General features: G+C 45.3%; 17 protein-coding genes. 4 read left to right on the top strand and 13 right to left on the bottom strand.

Going from position 1 to position 20,760, the window contains the following annotated elements; all coding sequences use genetic code 11:
* Positions 1 to 106: 106 nt before the first annotated feature.
* The 8 genes from MHH56_RS25980 to MHH56_RS26015 form a co-directional block, all read right to left on the bottom strand.
* Positions 107 to 280, bottom strand: a complete 174-nt coding sequence (locus tag MHH56_RS25980; RefSeq protein WP_339204545.1) for a glycosyl hydrolase 53 family protein — start codon at positions 278 to 280, stop codon at positions 107 to 109.
* 220 nt (positions 281 to 500) lie between these two features.
* Positions 501 to 773 (bottom strand): hypothetical protein, encoded by a 273-nt coding sequence (locus MHH56_RS25985; RefSeq protein ID WP_339204546.1) that lies wholly within the window; start codon positions 771 to 773, stop codon positions 501 to 503.
* Between the two features lie 230 nt (positions 774 to 1,003).
* Entirely contained in the window at positions 1,004 to 1,870 is an 867-nt protein-coding gene (locus MHH56_RS25990; RefSeq protein WP_339204548.1) for a protease modulator HflC, read from the bottom strand.
* On the bottom strand, positions 1,867 to 2,937 hold the full coding sequence (gene hflK / locus MHH56_RS25995) for an FtsH protease activity modulator HflK (RefSeq protein WP_339204550.1): 1,071 nt from the start codon (positions 2,935 to 2,937) through the stop codon (positions 1,867 to 1,869). The genes MHH56_RS25990 and hflK overlap by 4 nt, the downstream gene beginning before the upstream one ends.
* 152 nt (positions 2,938 to 3,089) lie before the next feature.
* Positions 3,090 to 5,153: an alpha-galactosidase gene (locus MHH56_RS26000; RefSeq protein ID WP_339204551.1), complete on the bottom strand. Its 2,064-nt coding sequence runs from the start codon at positions 5,151 to 5,153 to the stop codon at positions 3,090 to 3,092.
* A 70-nt stretch (positions 5,154 to 5,223) separates the two neighbouring features.
* Complete coding sequence (locus tag MHH56_RS26005; protein ID WP_339204552.1) at positions 5,224 to 6,840, bottom strand: ABC transporter substrate-binding protein; 1,617 nt, start codon at positions 6,838 to 6,840, stop codon at positions 5,224 to 5,226.
* A gap of 94 nt (positions 6,841 to 6,934) precedes the next feature.
* A complete protein-coding gene (locus MHH56_RS26010) occupies positions 6,935 to 7,822 on the bottom strand; it encodes a carbohydrate ABC transporter permease (protein WP_076267442.1) in 888 nt (295 codons plus the stop codon).
* A 26-nt stretch (positions 7,823 to 7,848) separates the two neighbouring features.
* The gene (locus MHH56_RS26015; protein ID WP_339204553.1) at positions 7,849 to 8,838 is read right to left on the bottom strand and encodes an ABC transporter permease subunit; all 990 of its coding nucleotides are present in this window, start codon (positions 8,836 to 8,838) and stop codon (positions 7,849 to 7,851) included.
* Positions 8,839 to 9,034: 196 nt separating this feature from the next.
* Here MHH56_RS26015 and MHH56_RS26020 point away from each other — a divergent pair, with 196 nt between their 5' ends.
* Positions 9,035 to 10,609, top strand: coding sequence for a response regulator (locus MHH56_RS26020; RefSeq protein ID WP_339204554.1), 1,575 nt, complete (start codon positions 9,035 to 9,037; stop codon positions 10,607 to 10,609).
* Between the two features lie 16 nt (positions 10,610 to 10,625).
* Complete coding sequence (locus tag MHH56_RS26025) at positions 10,626 to 12,383, top strand: sensor histidine kinase (RefSeq protein ID WP_339204555.1); 1,758 nt, start codon at positions 10,626 to 10,628, stop codon at positions 12,381 to 12,383.
* A gap of 95 nt (positions 12,384 to 12,478) precedes the next feature.
* Here the strand turns inward: MHH56_RS26025 and MHH56_RS26030 are convergent, their stop codons facing one another.
* From MHH56_RS26030 to MHH56_RS26040, 3 genes are all read right to left on the bottom strand, one after another.
* The gene (locus MHH56_RS26030; protein WP_339204556.1) at positions 12,479 to 15,511 is read right to left on the bottom strand and encodes a carbohydrate-binding protein; all 3,033 of its coding nucleotides are present in this window, start codon (positions 15,509 to 15,511) and stop codon (positions 12,479 to 12,481) included.
* Positions 15,512 to 15,718: 207 nt separating this feature from the next.
* Complete coding sequence (locus MHH56_RS26035; protein ID WP_339204557.1) at positions 15,719 to 16,645, bottom strand: SPFH domain-containing protein; 927 nt, start codon at positions 16,643 to 16,645, stop codon at positions 15,719 to 15,721.
* Between the two features lie 6 nt (positions 16,646 to 16,651).
* A complete protein-coding gene (locus MHH56_RS26040) occupies positions 16,652 to 17,080 on the bottom strand; it encodes an NfeD family protein (protein ID WP_339204558.1) in 429 nt (142 codons plus the stop codon).
* A gap of 141 nt (positions 17,081 to 17,221) precedes the next feature.
* Between MHH56_RS26040 and uraA the strand changes: the two genes are divergently transcribed.
* Complete coding sequence (gene uraA / locus MHH56_RS26045) at positions 17,222 to 18,523, top strand: uracil permease (protein ID WP_339204559.1); 1,302 nt, start codon at positions 17,222 to 17,224, stop codon at positions 18,521 to 18,523.
* Positions 18,524 to 18,596: 73 nt separating this feature from the next.
* On the opposite strand, the gene MHH56_RS26050 is transcribed toward uraA, so the two are convergent.
* Positions 18,597 to 19,067 (bottom strand): DUF523 domain-containing protein, encoded by a 471-nt coding sequence (locus MHH56_RS26050; protein ID WP_339204560.1) that lies wholly within the window; start codon positions 19,065 to 19,067, stop codon positions 18,597 to 18,599.
* A 358-nt stretch (positions 19,068 to 19,425) separates the two neighbouring features.
* On the opposite strand from MHH56_RS26050, the gene MHH56_RS26055 reads away from it, so the two are divergent.
* Positions 19,426 to 19,764: a L,D-transpeptidase gene (locus tag MHH56_RS26055; protein ID WP_076267434.1), complete on the top strand. Its 339-nt coding sequence runs from the start codon at positions 19,426 to 19,428 to the stop codon at positions 19,762 to 19,764.
* Positions 19,765 to 19,778: 14 nt separating this feature from the next.
* Here the strand turns inward: MHH56_RS26055 and MHH56_RS26060 are convergent, their stop codons facing one another.
* Complete coding sequence (locus MHH56_RS26060) at positions 19,779 to 20,741, bottom strand: DUF1861 family protein (RefSeq protein WP_339204561.1); 963 nt, start codon at positions 20,739 to 20,741, stop codon at positions 19,779 to 19,781.
* Positions 20,742 to 20,760: the final 19 nt, after the last annotated feature.

Raw genomic sequence — 20,760 nt, forward strand, 5'->3', positions numbered from 1 at the left:
AGACCGTAAAGACAACGGTCCTTGCATAACCAAGTATATATCGATGTAACAGAATGTTACAAATCAAATAAGATTCTCATTATTTCTTCATCACATTTTCGTTGCTTTATATCAGGAATATCTGATGTTCCTTCTCTATGTACAAGGTATAAATATACTTTTGTATCATCCAAAGCTTAGCGCCATTCGTCCAGTAATCGCTATAGTGGAAGGACAATTGAATTTGCAGACCTGCAGTTCTAGTGCGCTTCGCAAGCTTCAATATGTCCGATTGATCCATAATGCCTGCTGGGCGATAATAACTCCCGTCGCCGTGCCTTGCGATTCAACATAAGTAAGCTCTGAGACGTCGTCGCCCTTGCCTCTGAGGAACCCATATAACGGGCCAAAAATATAATTGGCATGCTGACCGCCGCTTTTTTTGCGACCATACTGTTAACGTGTAATAACCGTTCTCTAGTCCAGAAATCGTCTGTGAGCTTGTTACCTTATAATCTCGCTCAGAGGCAAGAGCCGATCTCCAGTGTTGGCCCTTCCGTTTGTAAGCTCCAATTGCCAATCGCTACTCCAACAGGCTGCAGCTCAACTAACTCCTCTTTAACAAGTGTAATCAGATCGATGCCGAGCCATTTGTCTGCCGCTCGATCTGCGTAGAAACCGATCGTTACCTGATTGTTTTCAATAACGACATGCATGCTAATTTTTGTCCACGAGGATGAGCTGACCGGAATATTAACCTTCGCTTCCGATCTTCCCGATCTTACTCTACTCAAAATCTTCGCCCCTTCATTCCAGTTATTGATCCTTGTGTCATGTACAGCCTAAATAAGGCGCTGTCATTTTCTAAAAGAATTAATCGCTCTACTGAAGGTGCATCTATAACTTTAAAGCAAATGAATCTTTTTAGTAGCAACACAAATGCAATATTTAAGCAGGTTTCATAGCCAATTCGGCATCTTCCAACAAAAAAATCCCCCCTCGCTTCAACGAAGGGGGATAACTGCTATTGACCTAATAGTATTTTTGCATAAGGTGAATCGATAGGCATCATAATAACTGGCTCGTTTTTCAACGTCGTTGCATAGCTCTCCAACGTCCGATAGAAATTGTAGAACTGCGGGTCGCTGCCGTATGCTTTATTATAAATCACGGCTGCTTCACGCTCGCCTTCAGCGACGATTTTTTTGGCATCAGCCTGCGCTTGCGCTAATAGTTCCGTAGCTGTACGATCCGCTTTGGAAGTAATCTTTCGCGACTCCTCATCACCTTCGGACAAGTAGCGTGCTGCGATCGATTGACGATCTGAAATCATCCGGTTGTAAACGCTTTGCTTGTTTTCTTCCGGCAAATCGGTACGTTTAATGCGAACATCGATAACTTCAATACCATAATTATCACGAGTCAACGCAGACACAACATCCTTCGTAATCTCATCGTTTATATTGCCGCGCGCTGTGTTCTCACTAATGATATTATCGTAGTTGACCTCTGAGAGCTTACGGCGAACAGAGTTGTACACGGCCTCATCGATCCGCTGTATACCGCCGCTGACCGACTGCACCGTTCTTAAAAACTGTGATGCATTTGTAATGCGCCATACCGTATAGTTGTCTACTACGATAGGCTTCTGATCCTTCGTTAGAATCGTCGTCGGCGTGCTTTCATATGTCATTTGATATTTCGGCAGCGTCGATACGTTCTCAATAAACGGAAGCTTAAATTTAAGGCCCGGCTCTGGCACAGCTCTCATCGCTTCACCAAATCGAAGCACAACCTTATATTCGCCTTCCTTCACGATATACATCGAGCCTGAGCCCAATATGACAACAATCAGTACAACTATAATTGTTAACCATTGGTTTCTTTTCATTGTGCGTCACCTCCTTGCGGAGCTTCTGTGACTGGCGGCGGCGTTGTTGCCGGCGGAGTCGTCGTGCTGCCGCTACCGCTGCGCAGCAATTCATTTAGTGGCAAATAATTTACGGTATCGCTGTTCGAATTCGTAATAAAGATTTTCGCGTTCGGCAATATTTTTTCAAGCGTCTCCAGCACCAAACGACTTTGGGTAACATTCGGATTTTTTTTGTACTCGCCGAATATTGCATTAAACTTGGCAACGTCACCCTCGGCATTCAGAATCCGAGATTTCTTCTGTCCTTCGGCATTTTCAAGAAGCGCTTGCGCCTCGCCGCGCGCTTTCGGAATACGGTCATTCTCATACTTCGCAGCGTTATTAATTTTGGTATTTTTCTCCTCGCGTGCATTCGTTACCTCACGGAAGGCCTCAGCCACTTGACCGCTTGGCGGCTCGATATCCTGGAACTTGATATCAATGATTTGTATGCCGGTTTTGTACTTGGACTGCAGCTCAATCAGCTTCTCCCGAACCTTGTCTTGGATCACTGTCTTACCGTCAGTAATGGCGTAATCAAGCTTCTCCGAGCCGATTACTGCACGAATCGAGGAGCTTGCTGCATTTCGCAGAAACTGCTCCGCATCGGAAATATTGTATAAGTAATCATGAATGTTGCTTATCTTCCATTGTACAACTGCATCCGCGGAAACAATGTTTTCATCACCCGTGATCATCATCGCTTCTTCATCATTTGGAATGGCTTCTGAGCCCACTTGTCGATAACCGATATGAATCCGCTGTGTCAGCTCCGCTTTTACAATTTTGACATCTTGAATCGGATAAGGCCATTTAAAATGCAAACCTGCTGAAGTTTCATTCGAATACTTGCCAAAGGTTAAAATGGCTGCCCGTTCCTGCTCCTGTACTGTGTAAAAGGAGGTTGTTCCTAAATAAATGACAATAACTGCGGCGACGATACCGAATACGATTTTTTTAACCGTACTTGGCTTTAGCTCTGGCGGCCTTCGACCGCTCATGCTGTGATTCTCGCCTAGGTTCTGATTTTGATCTGTAAAGCTCAAAGAAATCTCCCCTTCCAAGCATCTTTTATATGGCTATAGGGGATAATACGCGAAAACGATGAAAAAGTAACCGATTTTGTCATATTTTTCTTAGCTTTCGTATTAAATAGCTCATTTCCTGCATTTTACTTGCTATTAATCCATTTTAGTCGCTATTGCGCCTGTACATAGAGCAGCAGCTTAGACTCCGATGGTGCCAGCTCAATGCGATGTCCATCGCCCGCTGTCACGGCTTGCCCCTCCTGTCCACTCCACAAATCCCGAACGACTATCCCCTTAGAGGAATCTATGCCCATTCTTTCAAATGATGCGTGCAACAAGCTTTCCTTCTCTACTTCGAAATTAAAAGCAGCGACGTAAGTCCCTTCCACAGCACGCAGCATGAACAGATTTTCACTTTTGTTCCCACTGCTGCACTCAACGGGACGGAAGGTTACACCTCGCTTAGCTAACGCCATGATTTCTGGATTTGTCATCCATTCTTTGGCTCGCCGCGCTGCCTCCTCCATTCGGTAATCATCGCCGAGCAGTAGCGAGGTACCCGCAATCACTGCACTGTTCAAACGGCTTCTCCCTTCATGCTCGCTAATCGCACGCTGGTTGTCGCTTTTATAGAGGACAACATGATCGGGGTCGTTGAAACGATACAAGCTATCGTTAATCCACCAGCCATACGTTAACGCGTTAAGCATATATTCGGTATCATCGATCGTTCCGAATGCATCACAGGATACACGGCGGCTGTGTGCATAGCCATGCGGAAATAACGGAGCAATAGACAGATTAATTAAGAACGGTCTGCCAATTTTCTCAGGATTCAGTGTCTCACGTACACAAGCCATACCTTTGTTGTACGCCTGTATTCCTGTTCTTATATTGGGGTCATAGAAAACGCCTTCCATTGCGCCATGCGTCAGAAAATCCAGCTTAACATAATCAAAGCCCTGCTCTACAAAGCTCTCCAGCCTTTTTCTAATTCGCTCCAGCGCGACTGGATGCGATGGATCTATCGCAAAAGCGCCATCCAGCTTCGGCAGCGGCTGTCCGGCTGCATCCTTGATCAGAATCTCACGGTAAAGCACTGTCCCATCTGTTCCTTCTACGGGCGTATCCGGATCGTTGCCCCAGAAAGCGAATGGCGTATAATAAGTGCCCGGCTTTTGACCGTTCGCCTTTACCCGTCTTAGTGCGTCCTTTAGCTGCTCTTCCGATAAATTGTCCCAGAAGGAGTCGAAGTTGACGTAAAGGCTTCCCTGATCGTCAGCAAAGCTGTTTTGCTGCAAATGTTTGGAGAAAAAATCAGATGTATACGTATACACATCATAATCAAGCTTGCCCATGACGGCTGACCAGCTGTTCCAGCCCATCGGTACGCCGCCTTCCCAACGAAGTGCTGGTGTCAATACGGCATTCGCCTTGCCATACACTTCAAGCCCATCGCGGTAATCCGAGAACGCACCGACAAAAATCGTCGGAGAAACAATGCTTTTACCGCGAATTGTTCCGTGTGCAATTGTATCTCTTGTCTGCATATCAGCGGCTCCGCCATAAACGCGCAGCCTGCCCAGATCCTCAGGGAACGTCCCTTCCACAATAACGCCTGTTTTCCAAGTATCATGTGTGACTGATCCAATAACAAATCCGTTTCTGCTTTGCGCACGATAAATGGCGGTTGTCTCATAGCTGTGTACGCTGCAAGGAATAGCATGTGAGGCAAAACGAACCCATTTGTCATTATCGAATGGAACGAATAACGCCCTGATTTCCTCGCTGGCACCTGCATCTGCTCCAAATTGTGCAATACTTCCATCATTTAAATATGCGGCTAGCGGCGTGATTTCATTCGTTTCCCATTCGAGCTCGCTTTCCACTTCAAGCTCCATCAACAAATAAGGCAGCTGCTCGTACATACGGAAATGCTGACGCATGAATGGCTTGCCAAGCTCTTCATGCTCAAAGCTCCAGTGCAGCCCTTTGCCAAATCCATCCTCAATGGCGTGGGTAGACGTTTCGTTTACAACATGCTTGCTGTAAAAAGTAGAGCGAAGCTGCTCCAAACCATAACGTGCTTCGGCATAAAGGCCAACCAGCGCCGCGCCGCTGCTCCACTTCAGCGATACATGCCCATCCGTCAAATGTACGGTTGCCTGAATGACTCCGTTATCAACAACATATTCCTCCATGCGCTGCTCCAGCTCGAATTGCCCAATCTTCATCTCTCATCCGCTCCTCTTTTATAATGGAAGAAGGCCGGCAGCGCCGGCCTCCTTTATGCTTGCATTATGTTTATTTCCAAAGCTCAACACGATTTTTGAAGTTGGTTGTATAAATCGCTTCAACCTTTGCATCTCCAGCAGCCTTCATGTCACTAAGCATTTTATCAAAAATGCTGTTTGCTTCTTCAGGAGACTTCGCCATAATCGCTTTCGTCAGCCCCTGCTTCACAATATCATTAACCTTCTGCTCATTTAGTGCTTCAGGCGTTCCTCCCTGCGGTCCAAGACCATCGTAGAGTACGGAGTCATACACCGAGTCAGACAAGTTTTTGAGTGCCATCTTATCGACAGCGCCACGTTCGAAGCGGCCCGCTAAGTCATAAGGTGTACCGTCGGAACCATTTCCGTTTTTGATAAACCAAGTCCATTTGCGAATGCCAGATTCCTTGGTATAGGCATTCCAATCGTCTTTAAAGCTTTGCAGCACTTCTGGACGCGGCGTATGCTTGCCATCCTTCATATCCCAGTGCTGGCCTTCAATTCCCCACATCAACAAATATTGTCCTTCTTCGCTCGCGAGGAAGTTCATAAATTTCATCGTGCGTTCCGGGTTTTTATTTTTCTTAGTAATCGTAATCGCATCCCAGCCCAGTGAGCTGCGTCCGCCGTATGTCGTTTTTGCAGGATCTATGCCATCTGCTACAACCTTGTAAGGAAACAGCTGTGATTCTTCACCACGATCCTTCTTCAGAATCGTGTTTGCTCCTCCAGCATCCCAATACGCGCCTGTTGAAGCAAATACAGAGCCTGTCGCTAGTTTTTGTTCCCAAGCTTGCTTCTTGTTAATCGCCCATTCCTTATCGATCAGGCCTGTGCTGTACAAATCATTCATGTACATAATCATTTTGCGGTATTGCGGGTCTTTCACATCAAACTTCAGCTCACCATTCTCATCATAGAAAGGCAGCATGCCGAACATCCCTTTGAAAGTGCCTAGCGTACCGCCAAAGTTTTCTCCATCCATCGATAGAGCGATCGTTTCTTTACCGTCCATCGTAGGATATTTCGCTTTAAAATCAAGCAATAGCTGCTTGAATTCCGTTTCCGTGAAAGGCACTCCGCCTTCTGCTTTATCAGGAGCCAGCTCCTTCAAAATATCTTTACGCATATTGAAGCCAAATACAGGCTCATTCTCAAACCCATACCAGTTGGAAAGGTAATAGTTTTTACCGTCTTTATAACGCGTTTTGTTAAGCACATCGCCATACATTTTTGCTACATCTGGGCCGTTTTTTTCAATTAAATCATTTAGTGGAATGATAGCACCCGACTCAATGTATTTGTTAACCAAATCACTGCTTCTCTCAAACATGATGAGATCCGGCAGATCATCACTTGCAAGCATCAGATTCAGCTTTTCCGCAGGATTGCCGGTTGGCTGCTGAATTTCTACTGTGATTCCTGTCCGCTTCGTAATTTCTGCCGCTACCGCGTTGCTGAATTTATCTCCCGTATTTTTATCGAAAAAGGTTATGGTCAGCGGTTCGTTAGACTTGTCATTTCCAGCGCTATTCTCGCCAGCACTTGAGTTGCCGTTTTCTTTAGCATTATTGGAGCCGCAAGCTGATAAAACGGAAATGACAACGATCATGCTTAAAAATAATACGATCCATTTTTTAGTACGCATAGTATAAATCCCCCTCGTAAGTGATTCTATTATAGTACATTTTCATCCCTATTTAAGCGTGATCGGCATCACCTCCAACAAAGTTCCCGCTTCATTAGCTTTTTACTGCACCAAGGGTCATGCCTTTAACAAAATATTTTTGTAAAAATGGATAAACCATTAATATCGGAAGCGTTGCTACCATAGTTGCCGCCATCCGAATCGTATCCGGAGACACGGCCAGTCGTTTCGAAGCATCAGCGAGCTGCTGTGCATCGCCAACCATGGAGCTGGTTTGATACTGATTCAAGATTTTTACGAGCACGGCCTGAAGCGTCTTAAGATCAGAGTTATACGTGAACACATAGGAATCGAACCAAGCGTTCCAGTGGCCAATGGCCGTAAACATGCCGATCGTCGCGAGCACTGGTGTCGTTAGCGGCAATATAATTTTGAAGAAAATTTGCATGTAATTAGCGCCGTCTATTTTTGCTGATTCATCCAGCTCCTGCGGAAGCTGCTGCATGAAGGTTCGTACAATAATCATATAAAAGACATTCATCATGCCCGGTAAAATAAACACCATAAAGCTGTCAATGAGATGCAAGCTTTTGAGCACCATGTAATATGGAATGAGCCCGCCGCCAAAGTACATCGTGAACACAAAATACAGTGACCAGAACCGATTTCCAACGAGCTCGCGTTTACTTAGTGAATAGGAAAGCATACTAATGACAATAACCGCGAGTGGCGTTCCGATTAGCGTCCGCAGCACCGTAACTTTAATGGCTGTCCAAATCTCGCTATCGGATAAAATTTGCTTGTAGCTGGCTAGGCTGAAATCTCTTGGCCACAAATACAGATTTCCTCGCAGCGTATCTTCAGCACTATTAAACGAAATGATAAATATGTTCCAGAAAGGATAAAAGGTTACGATAAACACCGCGATGATGAATAAGTAGACAATCGACATAAACAGAAAATCATTTTTAAATTTTGCCATGAAGTGTTCTCCTTTTCTTGTTTGTCCTAGAACAACGACTGTTCATTCATTTTTTTGGCCATCTTATTGACGCTTAGTACAAGGATAAACGCGACGACCGATTTGAATAATCCAACAGCTGCTCCGTAAGAGAACATTCCGTTTTGCAAACCATATTTGTACGTGTACGTGTCAATAACTTCCGAATATTGGAGCACCGTATTATTTTGCATCAAAAATTGCTGATCAAAACCTGCATTCAATATTCCGCCTACCGCTAAAATGGCAAGAATGATAATGGTCGGTTTAATAGACGGTAGCGTGATGTGCAGCATTTGCTTTAATCGGCTTGCCCCGTCTACCTTCGCCACCTCGTACAGCTCCGGGTTAATAGCTGAGATAGCGGCCAAATACATAATGGCGTTAAAGCCCATGTCCTTCCATGTGTTGGAGAAAGCGATAATCCACCAGAACAGCGGACCATTTTGCATAAACTGAATCGGCTCATCGATAATTCCAAGCCCCGTCAACAAATTGTTGATGACACCGCTTGAAGAAAGTACCGTGATAATAATATTTGCGGCAATGACCCAAGAAATAAAATGAGGCATGTAAGATACCGTTTGAAACGTCCGTTTGAACCAGCCATTTCGCATTTCATTAATCATTAAGGCAAGAATAATCGGCATTGGGAAACCGAATAACAGAGATAGAAAGCTTTGTGCCAGCGTATTTCGCATTACTCTAACGAAATCGCCATTCGTAAAGAAGTAGTTAAACCACTCCAGCCCTACAAACTCTGTTGTAAAAAACTGTCCGAAAAATGATCCTCCGCCTGGCGAGTAATTAATGAAAGCCATGTATAAGCCAAACATGGGAACGTATGAAAATATGAGTGTGACGATTAAAGCCGGAAGCATGAGTACAAATAACAGCCGCTGTTCCTTCAATCTCCCCCATACATTTGAATTTCCAATGCTGCGCTTCTTTTGGGGTGGAACAGATTTACTTGATTCCGCTTTCATTATGGATTCCATTTAATAACCTCCTGCCAATCTTGCGTTGCTTAGTGACTTCATTATAGGTCGGCCGCCCTGCCCATTCTATACAAGCATTTACCGATTTGTAACGCAAAACGACACACTTCCATATGCTCCATTGTTGAAATGCGGTATTGCAGATAAACTAAATAAACATTCAAAAACAGATACATGATAAAAGGTGGGAACAAGCATGTACAGCATTTTGATAGTGGATGATGAAGCCATTGAGCTCGAAACGATGGAGCATTATGTGCCATGGGACAAAATCGGCATTACGGTCGTGGGGACGGCGCGAAATGGCAAGGAAGCGCTTAGCAAGCTGGCTGAATTAAAGCCTGACATTATTTTGACAGATGTCCGTATGCCCATTATGGACGGGCTGGAATTCGGAAGAAGAGCAAAGCAAATCGATAAGAACGTAAAAATCATATTTTTGAGCGGACATAACGAGTTTCAGTATATTAAGGCAGCGCTGAACATTGAGGCGACTGGCTACTTGTTAAAACCGATAGATATGGAGGAGCTGATCGCGTTAATTGAGAAGGTTAAGAAAAAGTGCGAGGAGGAACAGTTATCAGATCAGGGCGGAGAATGGCTGCGTGAAAAATGGATGACCCGTATTATACGCGAGCCAAATGAAGAGAAGCGAAAGGATTGGATTCGGAAATGGGAGCTTAGCTCATCTGATTTCAGTGCAAGCAGGGAGTTTACAGCCTTTTATGCAACGATAGATGCGCCGGCAGACTATCCGATTTCGGCGCAGCCAGCAAGCGAAGCCTCTCCCGATAGAGTGGAGCTATTGCGGACTATTGCCCGGCAGTACCTCGATTCCTTTATTGTTGTTGAAAGCGAGCCACATGCTTTATTCGTTCTCTTTCAATGGCGAAATGAGCAGAGAGCCGCAATAGCTACAATGGGTTTCTGGGAAAAGTTCCGAGAGGAGCTCTCCCTCTCCTTCGGCGCACAAATTACGATAGGATTGTCCGCGCCGCATACCGGGTTTCATCTTATTTGGGATGCCTACTTGCAGGCGCGAGCTTGCAATGAGGAGAAGTTTTTCAAGCTCGGCGGAGCCGTCATAACGCCGGATGATTTATTGCCTACCAAACAAACGGATGATGATGGCGAGCAGCTTGCAGCTCGGCTTGCTTCCGCCTTGCAGTCAGGAGACGCCAAGCAGGTAACCATGCAGTTAGAAGCGCTCTTCTCAACGATTCGCGTAGAACGTATCCATCGAAATTTTACTATTCGAGCCATTATTAGGCTAATGGCTGCATTAGAGCAGCATTTCTCCATGCTGCTTGCAGGCTCGCTCAAGGACTTGCTGCTTGTGGACCATTGGAAGGAAATCTCGTCGATGAGCTCATCCTCACAGATTCAAGCTTATGTCATGCACTTCTGTGAAGAAATAAGAAAGGCTTTAAGCGAAAGAGATGTTGACCGCAATCAAGCCGTAGCCGACCAAATCGTTAAGCTTATTAGTGAACGGTATCATTTGCCGCTTACGGTCGAGGAGATTGCCAAGGAGGTCTACTTATCACCCAACTATATTCGAAGCATTTTTAAAGAAAAAATGGGTGAGACGATTCTTGATTATATAACGAAGGTTCGTATGAACCGGGCAGCTGACTTGTTAAAGGACAAATCCCTTAAGGTGCGTGAGGTCGCTCACAGCGTCGGGTATGAGAACGTCTCTTATTTTTGCTCCATCTTCCATAGGCACAAAGGCAGTACACCTAATGAGTTTCGGAAAATGTATCTATAGGCTGGAGTGAGAGCGCATGAAAAAGGTAACAGGCTGGCTGACGAGGCCTTTTAACAATTTGCGGCTAAGAGAAAAGCTGTTTGTCATGTTTTTACTCGGGGCCATTATTCCTTTAGTGTTTTTTGTTCTATATTCTTATCAGACGATTAAGAGCGAGCTTTCTGACCAAATGTACACGAACTCCGTTGCGTCTGTTGCTCAAATCAATTCAAATTTAGAAAATAAGCTGGATACGTACACAAAGCTTTCAGCAAATCTTTATTTAAACAATTCGCTGCGCGCTTACTTAACGAATAACTATACAGAGGAGCCCTCTCTGTTTGTTGATGCCTATCAATACATTAATAACACCTTTTCGAATATGCTGACTACAAATCCAGATATTCATTCCATGTCTATTTATATTAATAACGATTCGCTACCAGCTGACGGCATTTACATTAAACGAATGGATGATGCGTTCAAACGGTCGACTACGTACCGCTCATTGCTTAACAGCTACGGAAATGTTCGGTTTGTAGCAACGCCCCCTGTTGTTGACCAGCCTTCCATGTTTACGCTGACACGCATGCTTAATATTAGCAATCTAGACAATGCCTATGGAATTTTGACCATCAACATTTTGGAATCGGATATTTTCCGTTTGATGGAGAAAGAGACTTCAGAGAAAACGATATTAATCGTCAATGATAGCGGCCTTATTATGTCCGCTAAGGACAAAAACATGTTAAATCGTCCGCTTAATCAATTTGTGAAGGAGAAATTTCCGAGCGCCAGAGAAGGAAGATTCGACAGCAGCTTTAATGGAGAAAAAATGCTAGTCGTCTATAATACGACCAAATTCGGTTGGAAAAGCATCTCGCTGGTCCCTTACAGCAGCTTCCTTACCAAAGCAAATAAAACAGCTAAGCGGATTTTAATTTTTGCATTAATCAGCTTTGGGCTTATGACGCTGTTCATCTACGCCACAGCCAGACAATTTACGAAACGCGTCGATTATTTAGTCGGCATGATCCGGCGTATCGAAAGAGAGGAGTTCGATCTCTTCGACATAAGGCCGCTTGGACGCGATGAAATTGGCCAAATCGGAAATGTGCTGCGGAAGATGGCGCAGCGGCTCAGCAATTTAATTTCCGACGTATACAAGAAAGAAATCGATAAGCGAGAAGCCGAGATGAATGTGCTGCAAGCGCAAATTAATCCGCATTTTTTGTACAATACACTCGCCTCCATATCGTCGCTTGCCATTCGAAATTCAGATCAGCGAATGAACAAAATGGTTACAGATCTAGCAAAGTTTTACCGGATCTCGCTCAACAAAGGGAAAAACAAACTTTCAATCCATGAAGAAATTCAGCTTACCCGCTACTACGTTGCCATCCAGCAGGTGAGATTCGGCGAACTCATTCGCGTGCATTATCAAATCGAGGAATCCGTACTGCCCTGCCCAATCGTAAAGCTAACGCTGCAGCCATTCGTTGAAAACGCGATGAACCATGCCATTTGGGACGACACGCTCGGAATTAACATTATGATAAAGGCTTATCGCGACGGCCATGATATCATTCTCAAAGTTATCGATGACGGCATGGGCATGCATATGCGCGGCCATAGCGGAGAAGAGCTGCCGGTTAGCAGCGACAACTTGTCTGGTTATGGCATTCGCAACGTCGACAATCGAATTAAACTTTTGTACGGCGAATCCTATGGCGTCTCTATTTACAGCAGGCTTGGAATTGGCACAACGGTAACGATAAGAATTCCTGGACGTTAACATGCTAGACAATAAAAAATCCCTCAAGCACTATTGCTTGAGGGATTTTTCGGTTTCACAGCCATAGCTGCTTAGTCATGATTCTTGCTTCTGGTTTATTTTACGGTGATTTTGTAAAGCTTCGATTGCGCGCCATTCAAGTCCACTCTAAGTTTACCTGCTGCCTGACTGGATGCATTCGTCCATAGGTCCGTAATTTTTACTTTGGAGGACGATGGAATGCCAACACGCGCAAAATCTACCGTTTTCGACACTGGGGCATTCGTGTAGTTAAATACAGCAAGATAGTAATCCTTCCCTTCTTGCATGATGAATGTATCCGCAGCCCCTGTACCTGTGTTGCCCTCGACAGGCTTGAACGCCTGACCTTTAAGTGCAACCTCATTCACTTGCTTGTTAGTGAGCAGCTTCTTCATCAATTCTTGTGCTGCCGGATTGCTGACATCGTCTGAGCTTAGAAATACAGTACCGGAAATTGCCGCTGAATTGACCCGAGACTGTGCAGCATCAAACGAACCGCCCTTCACAAGCGTCATATAATCTGGATCGGTATACGGATAGATCGTTCCGTTCTGCCACCAGCCATAGGTAAGATTGTTTAGCTGATATTCCGTACGGCTCAGTGAGCCGTCAATATCACATGAGATCCGTCTAGCGTGGGCGTATTGACTCGGAAATAAAGGAGCAATAGAGGCGCTGATGAACATTTTTCCGTCAAGCACCTTATTGATATGAGCCATGCCTTGATTGTAAGCCTGAATGCCTGTTTGGACATTAGGGTCATAATGTTTGCCCTCGAAGGAGCCATGGCTTAAGAAATCGATTTTAATATACTCATATCCGTAATCAAGAAACCGTTTGAAATAATATTCGATCCGCTGCTTAGAGCCGGGATGAGTCGGATCGATCGCGTAGGCGCCGTCTACTTTCGGCAGCGGGCTTCCGCTTTGATCCCGCAAAATAATATCTCCATACGTGTATTTCCCGTCTGTACCCTCTACGACCTGACTCATGTTATCGCCCCAATAAACAAAAGGGCCATAATAAATGCCGGCTTTTTGCCCGTTTTTGTTAATAACCTTAACTGCTTGCTTCAGCTGCTCCTCGGACAGATTATCCCAATAGGAGTCCAAATTAATATAAACATTGCCTTTGTTCGAGAAGGAATTTTTCTGCAAATTTTTCTTGAAGAAATCAGACACAGCGACTACTTTATCGTAGCTTAAATCACTTTCGTATGCGCCCCAGCTGTTCCAGCCCACAGGCACACCCTTTGGCACACCGTGCTTAAATGCAAGCGGCGGAGCAACTGCAGCGTTCGCTTGACCGAAGCTCTCAAGGCCCTGGCGGTAGTCGGAATAGTAACCAACGAGAATTTGCGGTGAAGTAATCGTCGTTCCCGTTACCTTTCCATGTGGAATCGTATCATGCGTCGAGGTAGGGGAAGAGAAACCGCCGTATACCTTGAGCTTGTTTAAACGATTATCAGAACCGCTCCAATAGATTCCTGTTTTCCATTTATCATGTGTGACTGAACCAATAACCAATCCATTTCGGCTAGTATTATCATAAATAGCTGTCAATTCTGAGCTGACATAATTATTGTTGTTCAGACTTGTATTTATCGTCCGCGCTTGATATCTAGACCACGCGTCATTATCGAACGGAGCCACCAGCACCTTATTATCCGAGTAGCTTCCAAAATCAATTCCACCCTTGGCATTAAGTACAAGAGGAGCCATATCATTTGTGCTGAGTGTGTCTTTCCCCGTAACTTGTTGACTAATTAGAAAATAAGGCAAACGCTCATAAATTTGATAAATTTGCTTCATCGTTGGCAGACCGGACTCACGATTCTCAATCGTTAACCGAATGCCTTTGCCATGACCGTCATTTATTTTTTCAACTTTTTTCATGGAGAACAAATGCTCAGCGTAGTTTTTGCTGTCGAGCTGCTTGTCCAATTGGATACTGCTGTACAACCCTTTGGCGATCGTCTTATTGTTCCATTCGAACGCTGAAAGTCCAGACTCCGTGTTATAAATGATTTTGTAGACGCCGTTTGTTAAAGTGACGCCTGACTTATGCTGCTCCACTTTAATCGAGCCAAATTTACTGGAATCGATTTGCTTGCCAATATTGCCGATCCCATCCACATCACCCGGATTTTCGCCTGGTGCCTGCGAGCTGATGATTTCGATTTTATCAATATCCGGCGACCATCCGCCATTATCGTCAAATAAAATAGTATTGCTGCCCGCTTGCAGCTGTACCTCAATACTGAACACGCCAACCGTATCCCAGTTCGCAGTCGCAGGCGGGGAATAGGTCTCTTTCTCGCTATTGTTCACACGAATGGAAAATGACCGAGGATCGCCGGAAATATAGCTCACCTTCAAGGTATAGATCCCCTCTGCTGGAGCAGCAACCTTCTGGAAAAGCAGCGTTGAGCCGCCCCAAATGTCGCCGACCTTTTTTCCACCGGAGCATTCCGTCTCCGCTTTGCAGGAGCGTACGGCAGAATTGCCGGTTAGCTTATTGTCCTGCCCTTCCGCTTCATACACTTGTCCGCTTCCAGCAGGCGGCTCATTCGGATCTGTACCCGGACCTGCATTCAGCAATTTCAGCTCGATCTTGTCAATATCCGGCGCGTATCCGCCTTCATCATCGAAACGAATGACGTTCTCGCCTTGACGGAGCTCCAGCTGGATCTCGTAAGTCCCTCGCGTGCTCCAATCTGCCGTTTTCGGCAAATCATAATGATCGGTTCCGCCGCCGTTCACACTGACGGCTAACGATCTCGGATCGCCCGATATGTAATGCACCGTCATCGTATAGATCCCTTTAGTATCCACATTCACTGCGTTGAATTGCAAAGCAGAGCCGCCCCACAGACTGCCTACCAGCTTATTGCCTGAGCAGCCAACCGCAAGCTCACAGTCCTTAACCTCTGCTTTACCGCTAAGCTGATTAACGGCTGCCTCAGCCTCATAGGATTGGCTGTTTACAGCAGCACCCGGCGTCTGAGCCTCAGCAACTATCGTATTCGCACCGACCGCCGTTTGGAATAACACAAGCAATGCAAAAATAATGGACCAACCTTTCTTGAATTTAAAACTACTCAACATTATTTCCTCCTCTTACTCGTTTAATATAAAGCGCTTTCTTTTTAAGTTTAAGGGTGAATCTCATGTTGAACTATCCAAGAATATTATGATTCGTACTGCAAACCCACTGACTTTAGAAAAATATAATATCGGATATTTACGATTGCAAAAAAATATCCCAAAAGCAGAATACACTGCTCCTGAGACATTTTTTTGCAATCACTATATTTATTTGCTCGCTTTAAGCATTTCCCCAATGGCCCCAATGCTGCCAAGTGTATCGATTGCCCGTGTTGGAATGAACACTTTATTCGCAGCTCCCTGAGCGATATCGGATAATGCCTCGAGTGAGCGGTACGTCAGTACATTCTCATCTAGTCCTGCAGAGCGTATAAGCTCAATTCGATTTTTCTCAGCTTCAGCGATGGATTGAATGGCCTTCGCTTCACCAAGCGCTTCCAGCTCCTGCGCATGGCGTTGACCCTCCGCTTGACGGATTCTAGCTTCCTTATCGCCTTCAGCCTTCAATATTTTACTTTGCTTGTCGCCCTCTGCCCGCAAGATCATATCCTGCTTCGCCGCCTCAGCATCAAGCACCATTGCTCGTTTGCTTCGCTCCGCCTTCATTTGCTTATCCATTGCATCTTGGATGTCCGCTGGCGGCTGAATATCAATAACCTCTACGCGCTCGATGCGCACGCCCCACTTCTCTGTCGCTTCATCAAGGGCGATTCGAATGTCGGTCGATATTTTCTCACGGCCTGATAATGTTTCATCAAGCTCCATTTTACCAATAATTTGCCTCATTGTAGCTGTGCTTATATTTCGCACCCCGTATACATAATCAGATATGCCATATGTAGCCTGTTCTGGGCCGGTCACTTGATAAAAAATAATCGTATCGATTTTGACTTGTACGTTATCCTTCGTTATGACCGTTTGCGGCGGAACGTTCGCCTGCTGAATACGCAAATCATGATACGTTCGTACATGATCAATAATCGGAATTAGAATATTAACCCCCGGCGTAAGCAGCCGATTAAACTTCCCTAGACGCTCGACAACGCCTATCCTTTGCTGCGGTACGATTTTGATCGATAATGATACAAAAACGACAACGATAACCAATAAAATAATCGCAATAATATAACCCATATCTAGTTAGCCTCCCCATTTCTCAACTTGAAGCACTGCACTTCCGCGACTGACAACCCTAACTGTATCACCCTTCAATAACCGTTCATTCGATGCTGCACTCCACGTTTCATTTCCCACCTTGACGATACCGGGTACATCTGCCGCAATATCCTCAAGCACAATTCCTTGTTTGCCGACGAGCTCGTCCACGGCATCCTTAAAACCTTTTGAGGAATGGAAACGACGAGTAATTGGACCTGTGAAGATAGTCAAGATAAGGACAATGATACACCCAGCCACCAGCTCCACGACAAATGAGCCCGGCCAAAACCAATCAATGACGGCAGCGACTATAGCACCAATCGCAAGCCAAAGCAAATAAAATGTAAGCGTCAGCATTTCCACGACGATCAGTATGCCAGCGAGAATAAGCCATATCACCCACAATTCCATCCTTTCACCTCCCCTTCTTCATTAATGTATTCGTATATGACCAGCGTATGATAAGAAAACACTTGTCAAACCCCGCTTCACTATGTAGAATCAACAAGGGTCAAAAATAGACAACCTATTAAATTGAAGGAGCTTATTCTCATGAAAAAAGCAATTGGGGTTCATGAAAGACCGCCTGCCCTGCAAAGCGCACTGCTAAGCTTGCAGCATTTATTTGCTATGTTCGGCTCTACCGTGCTCGTACCGAATATTCTCGGTGTTGATCCGGCAATTTGTTTGCTTATGAACGGAATCGGAACACTTCTTTATCTCTGGATATGCAACAATAAGATTCCAGCATATCTCGGATCCAGCTTTGCATTTCTCGCTCCAGCAGGCGCCGTAATCGGCGATCAAGTGGGCGGAGGCAGCTATGCAGCCGCATTAGGCGGATTTATTATTTCAGGCGTTATCTTTACGATTGTCGCTCTCATCATTCAAGCAGCAGGCACCGGCTGGATCAATGTTGTATTTCCTCCAGCAGCGATGGGGGCAATCGTCGCGATTATAGGTTTAGAGCTCATTCCAGTTGCTGCTCGGATGGCAGGCTGGATTATTCCGACTGATGCCGATCCTGCCGTCGTATGGAGCCCGGATCCAAAGATCGTAATCCTATCTACCGTCACCCTTGCCGTAACGGTGCTAGGTTCCGTCTTATTCCGCGGATTCATGCGCATTATTCCGATTCTGATCGGTATTACTACAGGTTATGTACTCGCTCATTTCATGGGCTTCACTGATTTCAGCAAACTCGCTGAGAATAGCTTTGTTCAATTGCCGCATTTCACATTCCCTGAGTTCCACTGGTCGGCGATTATTGCGATTGCACCTGCGTCGCTTGTCGTCATTGCCGAGCATATTGGGCATTTGGTTGTTACAGGCAATATCGTAGACAAAGACCTATCGAAGGACCCAGGTCTGCACCGCTCTATGCTGGGCAACGGTATTTCCACCATTCTATCAGGTTTTGTAGGCTCTACGCCGAACACGACCTATGGCGAAAATATTGGTGTGCTAGCGATCACAAAGGTTTACTCCACCTTTGTCATTGGCGGCGCGGCTGTCATTGCGATCGTCCTTTCCTTCTCTGGTAAATTCTCTGCACTTATTTCCGGAATTCCAACGCCAGTTATGGGCGGTGTATCCTTGCTGCTGTTCGGTGTTATTGCTGCTTCCGGCTTCCGGATGCTCGTTGAGTCCAAAGTGGATTACAGCAAACCGACCAACCTGTTTTTGACAACCGTCGTTCTTGTGACTGGACTTAGCGGCGTAAAGCTTACAATCGGAGACTTCTCGCTTACTGGGATGGCGCTTGCAACTGTAGTAGCTATTATACTTAGTCTATTGTTCAAAGTATTTGACGTACTTAAGCTATCCAACGACCACGAATCATCAGGTCACTAAACACGAAAGACGGGGCCTCCTAAGAGGCTCCTTTTTATTTATGGCTCTATTATTTTTCAAAAATTTATTTCTGCTAGAAACTCATTTCCACCAAAAATCCCCCAAGCTGCTCTTCGGATATCACTCTAATGCCGTTTCTTCTAAGCAGGGCGGTCGTAACCCCATTTCCAGTCCTCTTATTGCCTTTAAACTCTCCATTATAAATCATGGCGCTGCCGCAAGAAGGGCTGTATTCCTTAAGTACAATCACTTCCGCATTTACTTCCTTCGCTTTTTTGAGCGTAATGTGTGCACCTTCCACATACATCGCCGTTACGTCCCTGCCCGATTTCTCTACTACTCTAGCTGTACCGTTCAACACATCATCGCCGTCGCCGCCAACAATTTCGGCTGACTCTCTTGGAGTAGAGAAACCGCCCAGCAATTCAGGACATACAGCAACGGCTTTCTTTTGCTGCACCAATTGTTGAATGATTTCATTTACACTATGCGTAGCATTATATCTTACCTCATATCCAGCTAAACAAGAGCTTACTAGGATCATAAACTGCACCTCTTTAAGAAAAATCATGATGTTCATTCATCTATTACTTTTATTGTACCATAGAAGCTGAGCAAGCTAATCTTAAGGAATCGTTACGATCCGCAAAAAAGTGCCTGCTTGCTTCCTTAATAGCATCAAGGTACATTTAACTTCTCTAGCAGATGTAAAACAAGCGCATAAACAATGTGAGGGAAAACGAGGGCGAGGCAGAATATTGCTAGAGTTATTGACTATAAAATAAAATGACCAAAGAGCCCTAGGAGACATCCTTAGGCTCTCTTTTTTTTGGTGCGCCTAAATCCTTTGAAGCAAACCGCTGCCGCTCTACATAACATAGGAGAAAAGGAGTGAGTCCCCCATGCCCGACTACCGTATTATCATCGATCTTTCCGATCGTCAGCTCTATCTGCTGGACGGCGACGTCGTCACTCAAGCTTTTCCCGTTGGCATCGGCAAAATGGTAACTCAAACGCCTACAGGTGAATTTACGATTATTAATAAGCAGCCCAATCCCGGCGGACCGTTCGGCGCCTTTTGGATGGGGCTCTCGAAGCCGCATTATGGCATCCATGGCACAAACGATCCTTCTTCCATCGGACATATCGTCTCACACGGCTGCATCCGAATGTTTAACGATGATGTACTCGCCTTGTCCAAAATAGTGCCTATTGGCACGCGTGTTACCATTCGCCCTTAGCCTAGCAGCCAGCTTTAGCTTTCAGCTTCATCTTGCTTCATCGCTTCGTACTCCGTGAACGGGTCTGCAATATCGATGTAATGCGCCTCCGTGTCACTAGCTCCCACAAAGAGCTCCGCACGGTTGTTAGCCTTGCGGACCAGTCCACCGCTGAAGATTACATCAACTAAATTCGGGCGTTTAGCCGGGCCCTCAGGGAAGTCGCTTCTTGTTGCTATGATTTTGACCGGTGACTTCTCTCTCGTCCAAGGATTGAGAACAAATGACATCGCATGATAATGTAGATTGGACTCCTCATCCGTATAAGAGATGTGGCCTAATACGCCGAGATACCCATTTTTGAGCAAATGAATTTCATTTGCCCCTCCCCATTCATCCTTTAGAAATTGATCACGAAACAATGGAGCGTTAATAATAGCTGTTTCGGACAACTCCTCAAAGGAATCAATAATGCTGAAGCCGATTACAGCTCTCGTGCCTTCAATCCCAAATGGTCTCGAAAAAATACCGATCTTCCCATCAGATAATTGTGTTAAGCGAATATCCTTCATGTTCCAAGGGCCTGTTGCAGCATGTACAAGCTCATGCAATTTTTCTCCTCGGTAAAGCACGGTTTTCCAGCCTATGATCGACCTCGATGTTTCAGAGTCAAAATAAAGATGGACACCGCCGAAGATCCATTCGCCGTTAATTTTCGTAATAAAGGGATCCTGCAGCTGAAACTTAGGCAAATCCAGCTTCGGAGTCCAGATTCCATCTTTGCATGTAAAAAAGATAATCTCGGATTCCTCCGAATGGCGATCTTCCACACGGCCGGCAATATAAAGCTCCCCCTCATTCAAGAATGGAGCAGTAATATTGTAAACATCGCGGTCCCCAACGCCAGCAAAATAAAGCTTCGTGCCTTGTTTTTGAGCAGGCTCATATTCTAGCAGCAGCTCTTTGCATGTTTTCGTTATCCATTCGAGCTTCATCATGGGGTTCATTTGAATGTGA

Origin of the sequence: Paenibacillus sp. FSL K6-3182 (assembly GCF_037976325.1) — a bacterium.
Classification (GTDB): Bacteria; Bacillota; Bacilli; order Paenibacillales; family Paenibacillaceae; genus Pristimantibacillus.

Coding starts and splice junctions, on each gene's coding strand:
- MHH56_RS25980 (WP_339204545.1), bottom strand. CDS start 280: ATGGATCAATCGGACATATTGAAGCTTGCGAAGCGCACTAGAACTGCA.
- MHH56_RS25990 (WP_339204548.1), bottom strand. CDS start 1,870: ATGAAAAGAAACCAATGGTTAACAATTATAGTTGTACTGATTGTTGTC.
- MHH56_RS26000 (WP_339204551.1), bottom strand. CDS start 5,153: ATGAAGATTGGGCAATTCGAGCTGGAGCAGCGCATGGAGGAATATGTT.
- MHH56_RS26005 (WP_339204552.1), bottom strand. CDS start 6,840: ATGCGTACTAAAAAATGGATCGTATTATTTTTAAGCATGATCGTTGTC.
- MHH56_RS26010 (WP_076267442.1), bottom strand. CDS start 7,822: ATGGCAAAATTTAAAAATGATTTTCTGTTTATGTCGATTGTCTACTTA.
- MHH56_RS26015 (WP_339204553.1), bottom strand. CDS start 8,838: ATGGAATCCATAATGAAAGCGGAATCAAGTAAATCTGTTCCACCCCAA.
- MHH56_RS26020 (WP_339204554.1), top strand. CDS start 9,035: ATGTACAGCATTTTGATAGTGGATGATGAAGCCATTGAGCTCGAAACG.
- MHH56_RS26025 (WP_339204555.1), top strand. CDS start 10,626: ATGAAAAAGGTAACAGGCTGGCTGACGAGGCCTTTTAACAATTTGCGG.
- MHH56_RS26030 (WP_339204556.1), bottom strand. CDS start 15,511: ATGTTGAGTAGTTTTAAATTCAAGAAAGGTTGGTCCATTATTTTTGCA.
- MHH56_RS26035 (WP_339204557.1), bottom strand. CDS start 16,645: ATGGGTTATATTATTGCGATTATTTTATTGGTTATCGTTGTCGTTTTT.
- MHH56_RS26040 (WP_339204558.1), bottom strand. CDS start 17,080: ATGGAATTGTGGGTGATATGGCTTATTCTCGCTGGCATACTGATCGTC.
- uraA (WP_339204559.1), top strand. CDS start 17,222: ATGAAAAAAGCAATTGGGGTTCATGAAAGACCGCCTGCCCTGCAAAGC.
- MHH56_RS26050 (WP_339204560.1), bottom strand. CDS start 19,067: ATGATCCTAGTAAGCTCTTGTTTAGCTGGATATGAGGTAAGATATAAT.
- MHH56_RS26055 (WP_076267434.1), top strand. CDS start 19,426: ATGCCCGACTACCGTATTATCATCGATCTTTCCGATCGTCAGCTCTAT.
- MHH56_RS26060 (WP_339204561.1), bottom strand. CDS start 20,741: ATGATGAAGCTCGAATGGATAACGAAAACATGCAAAGAGCTGCTGCTA.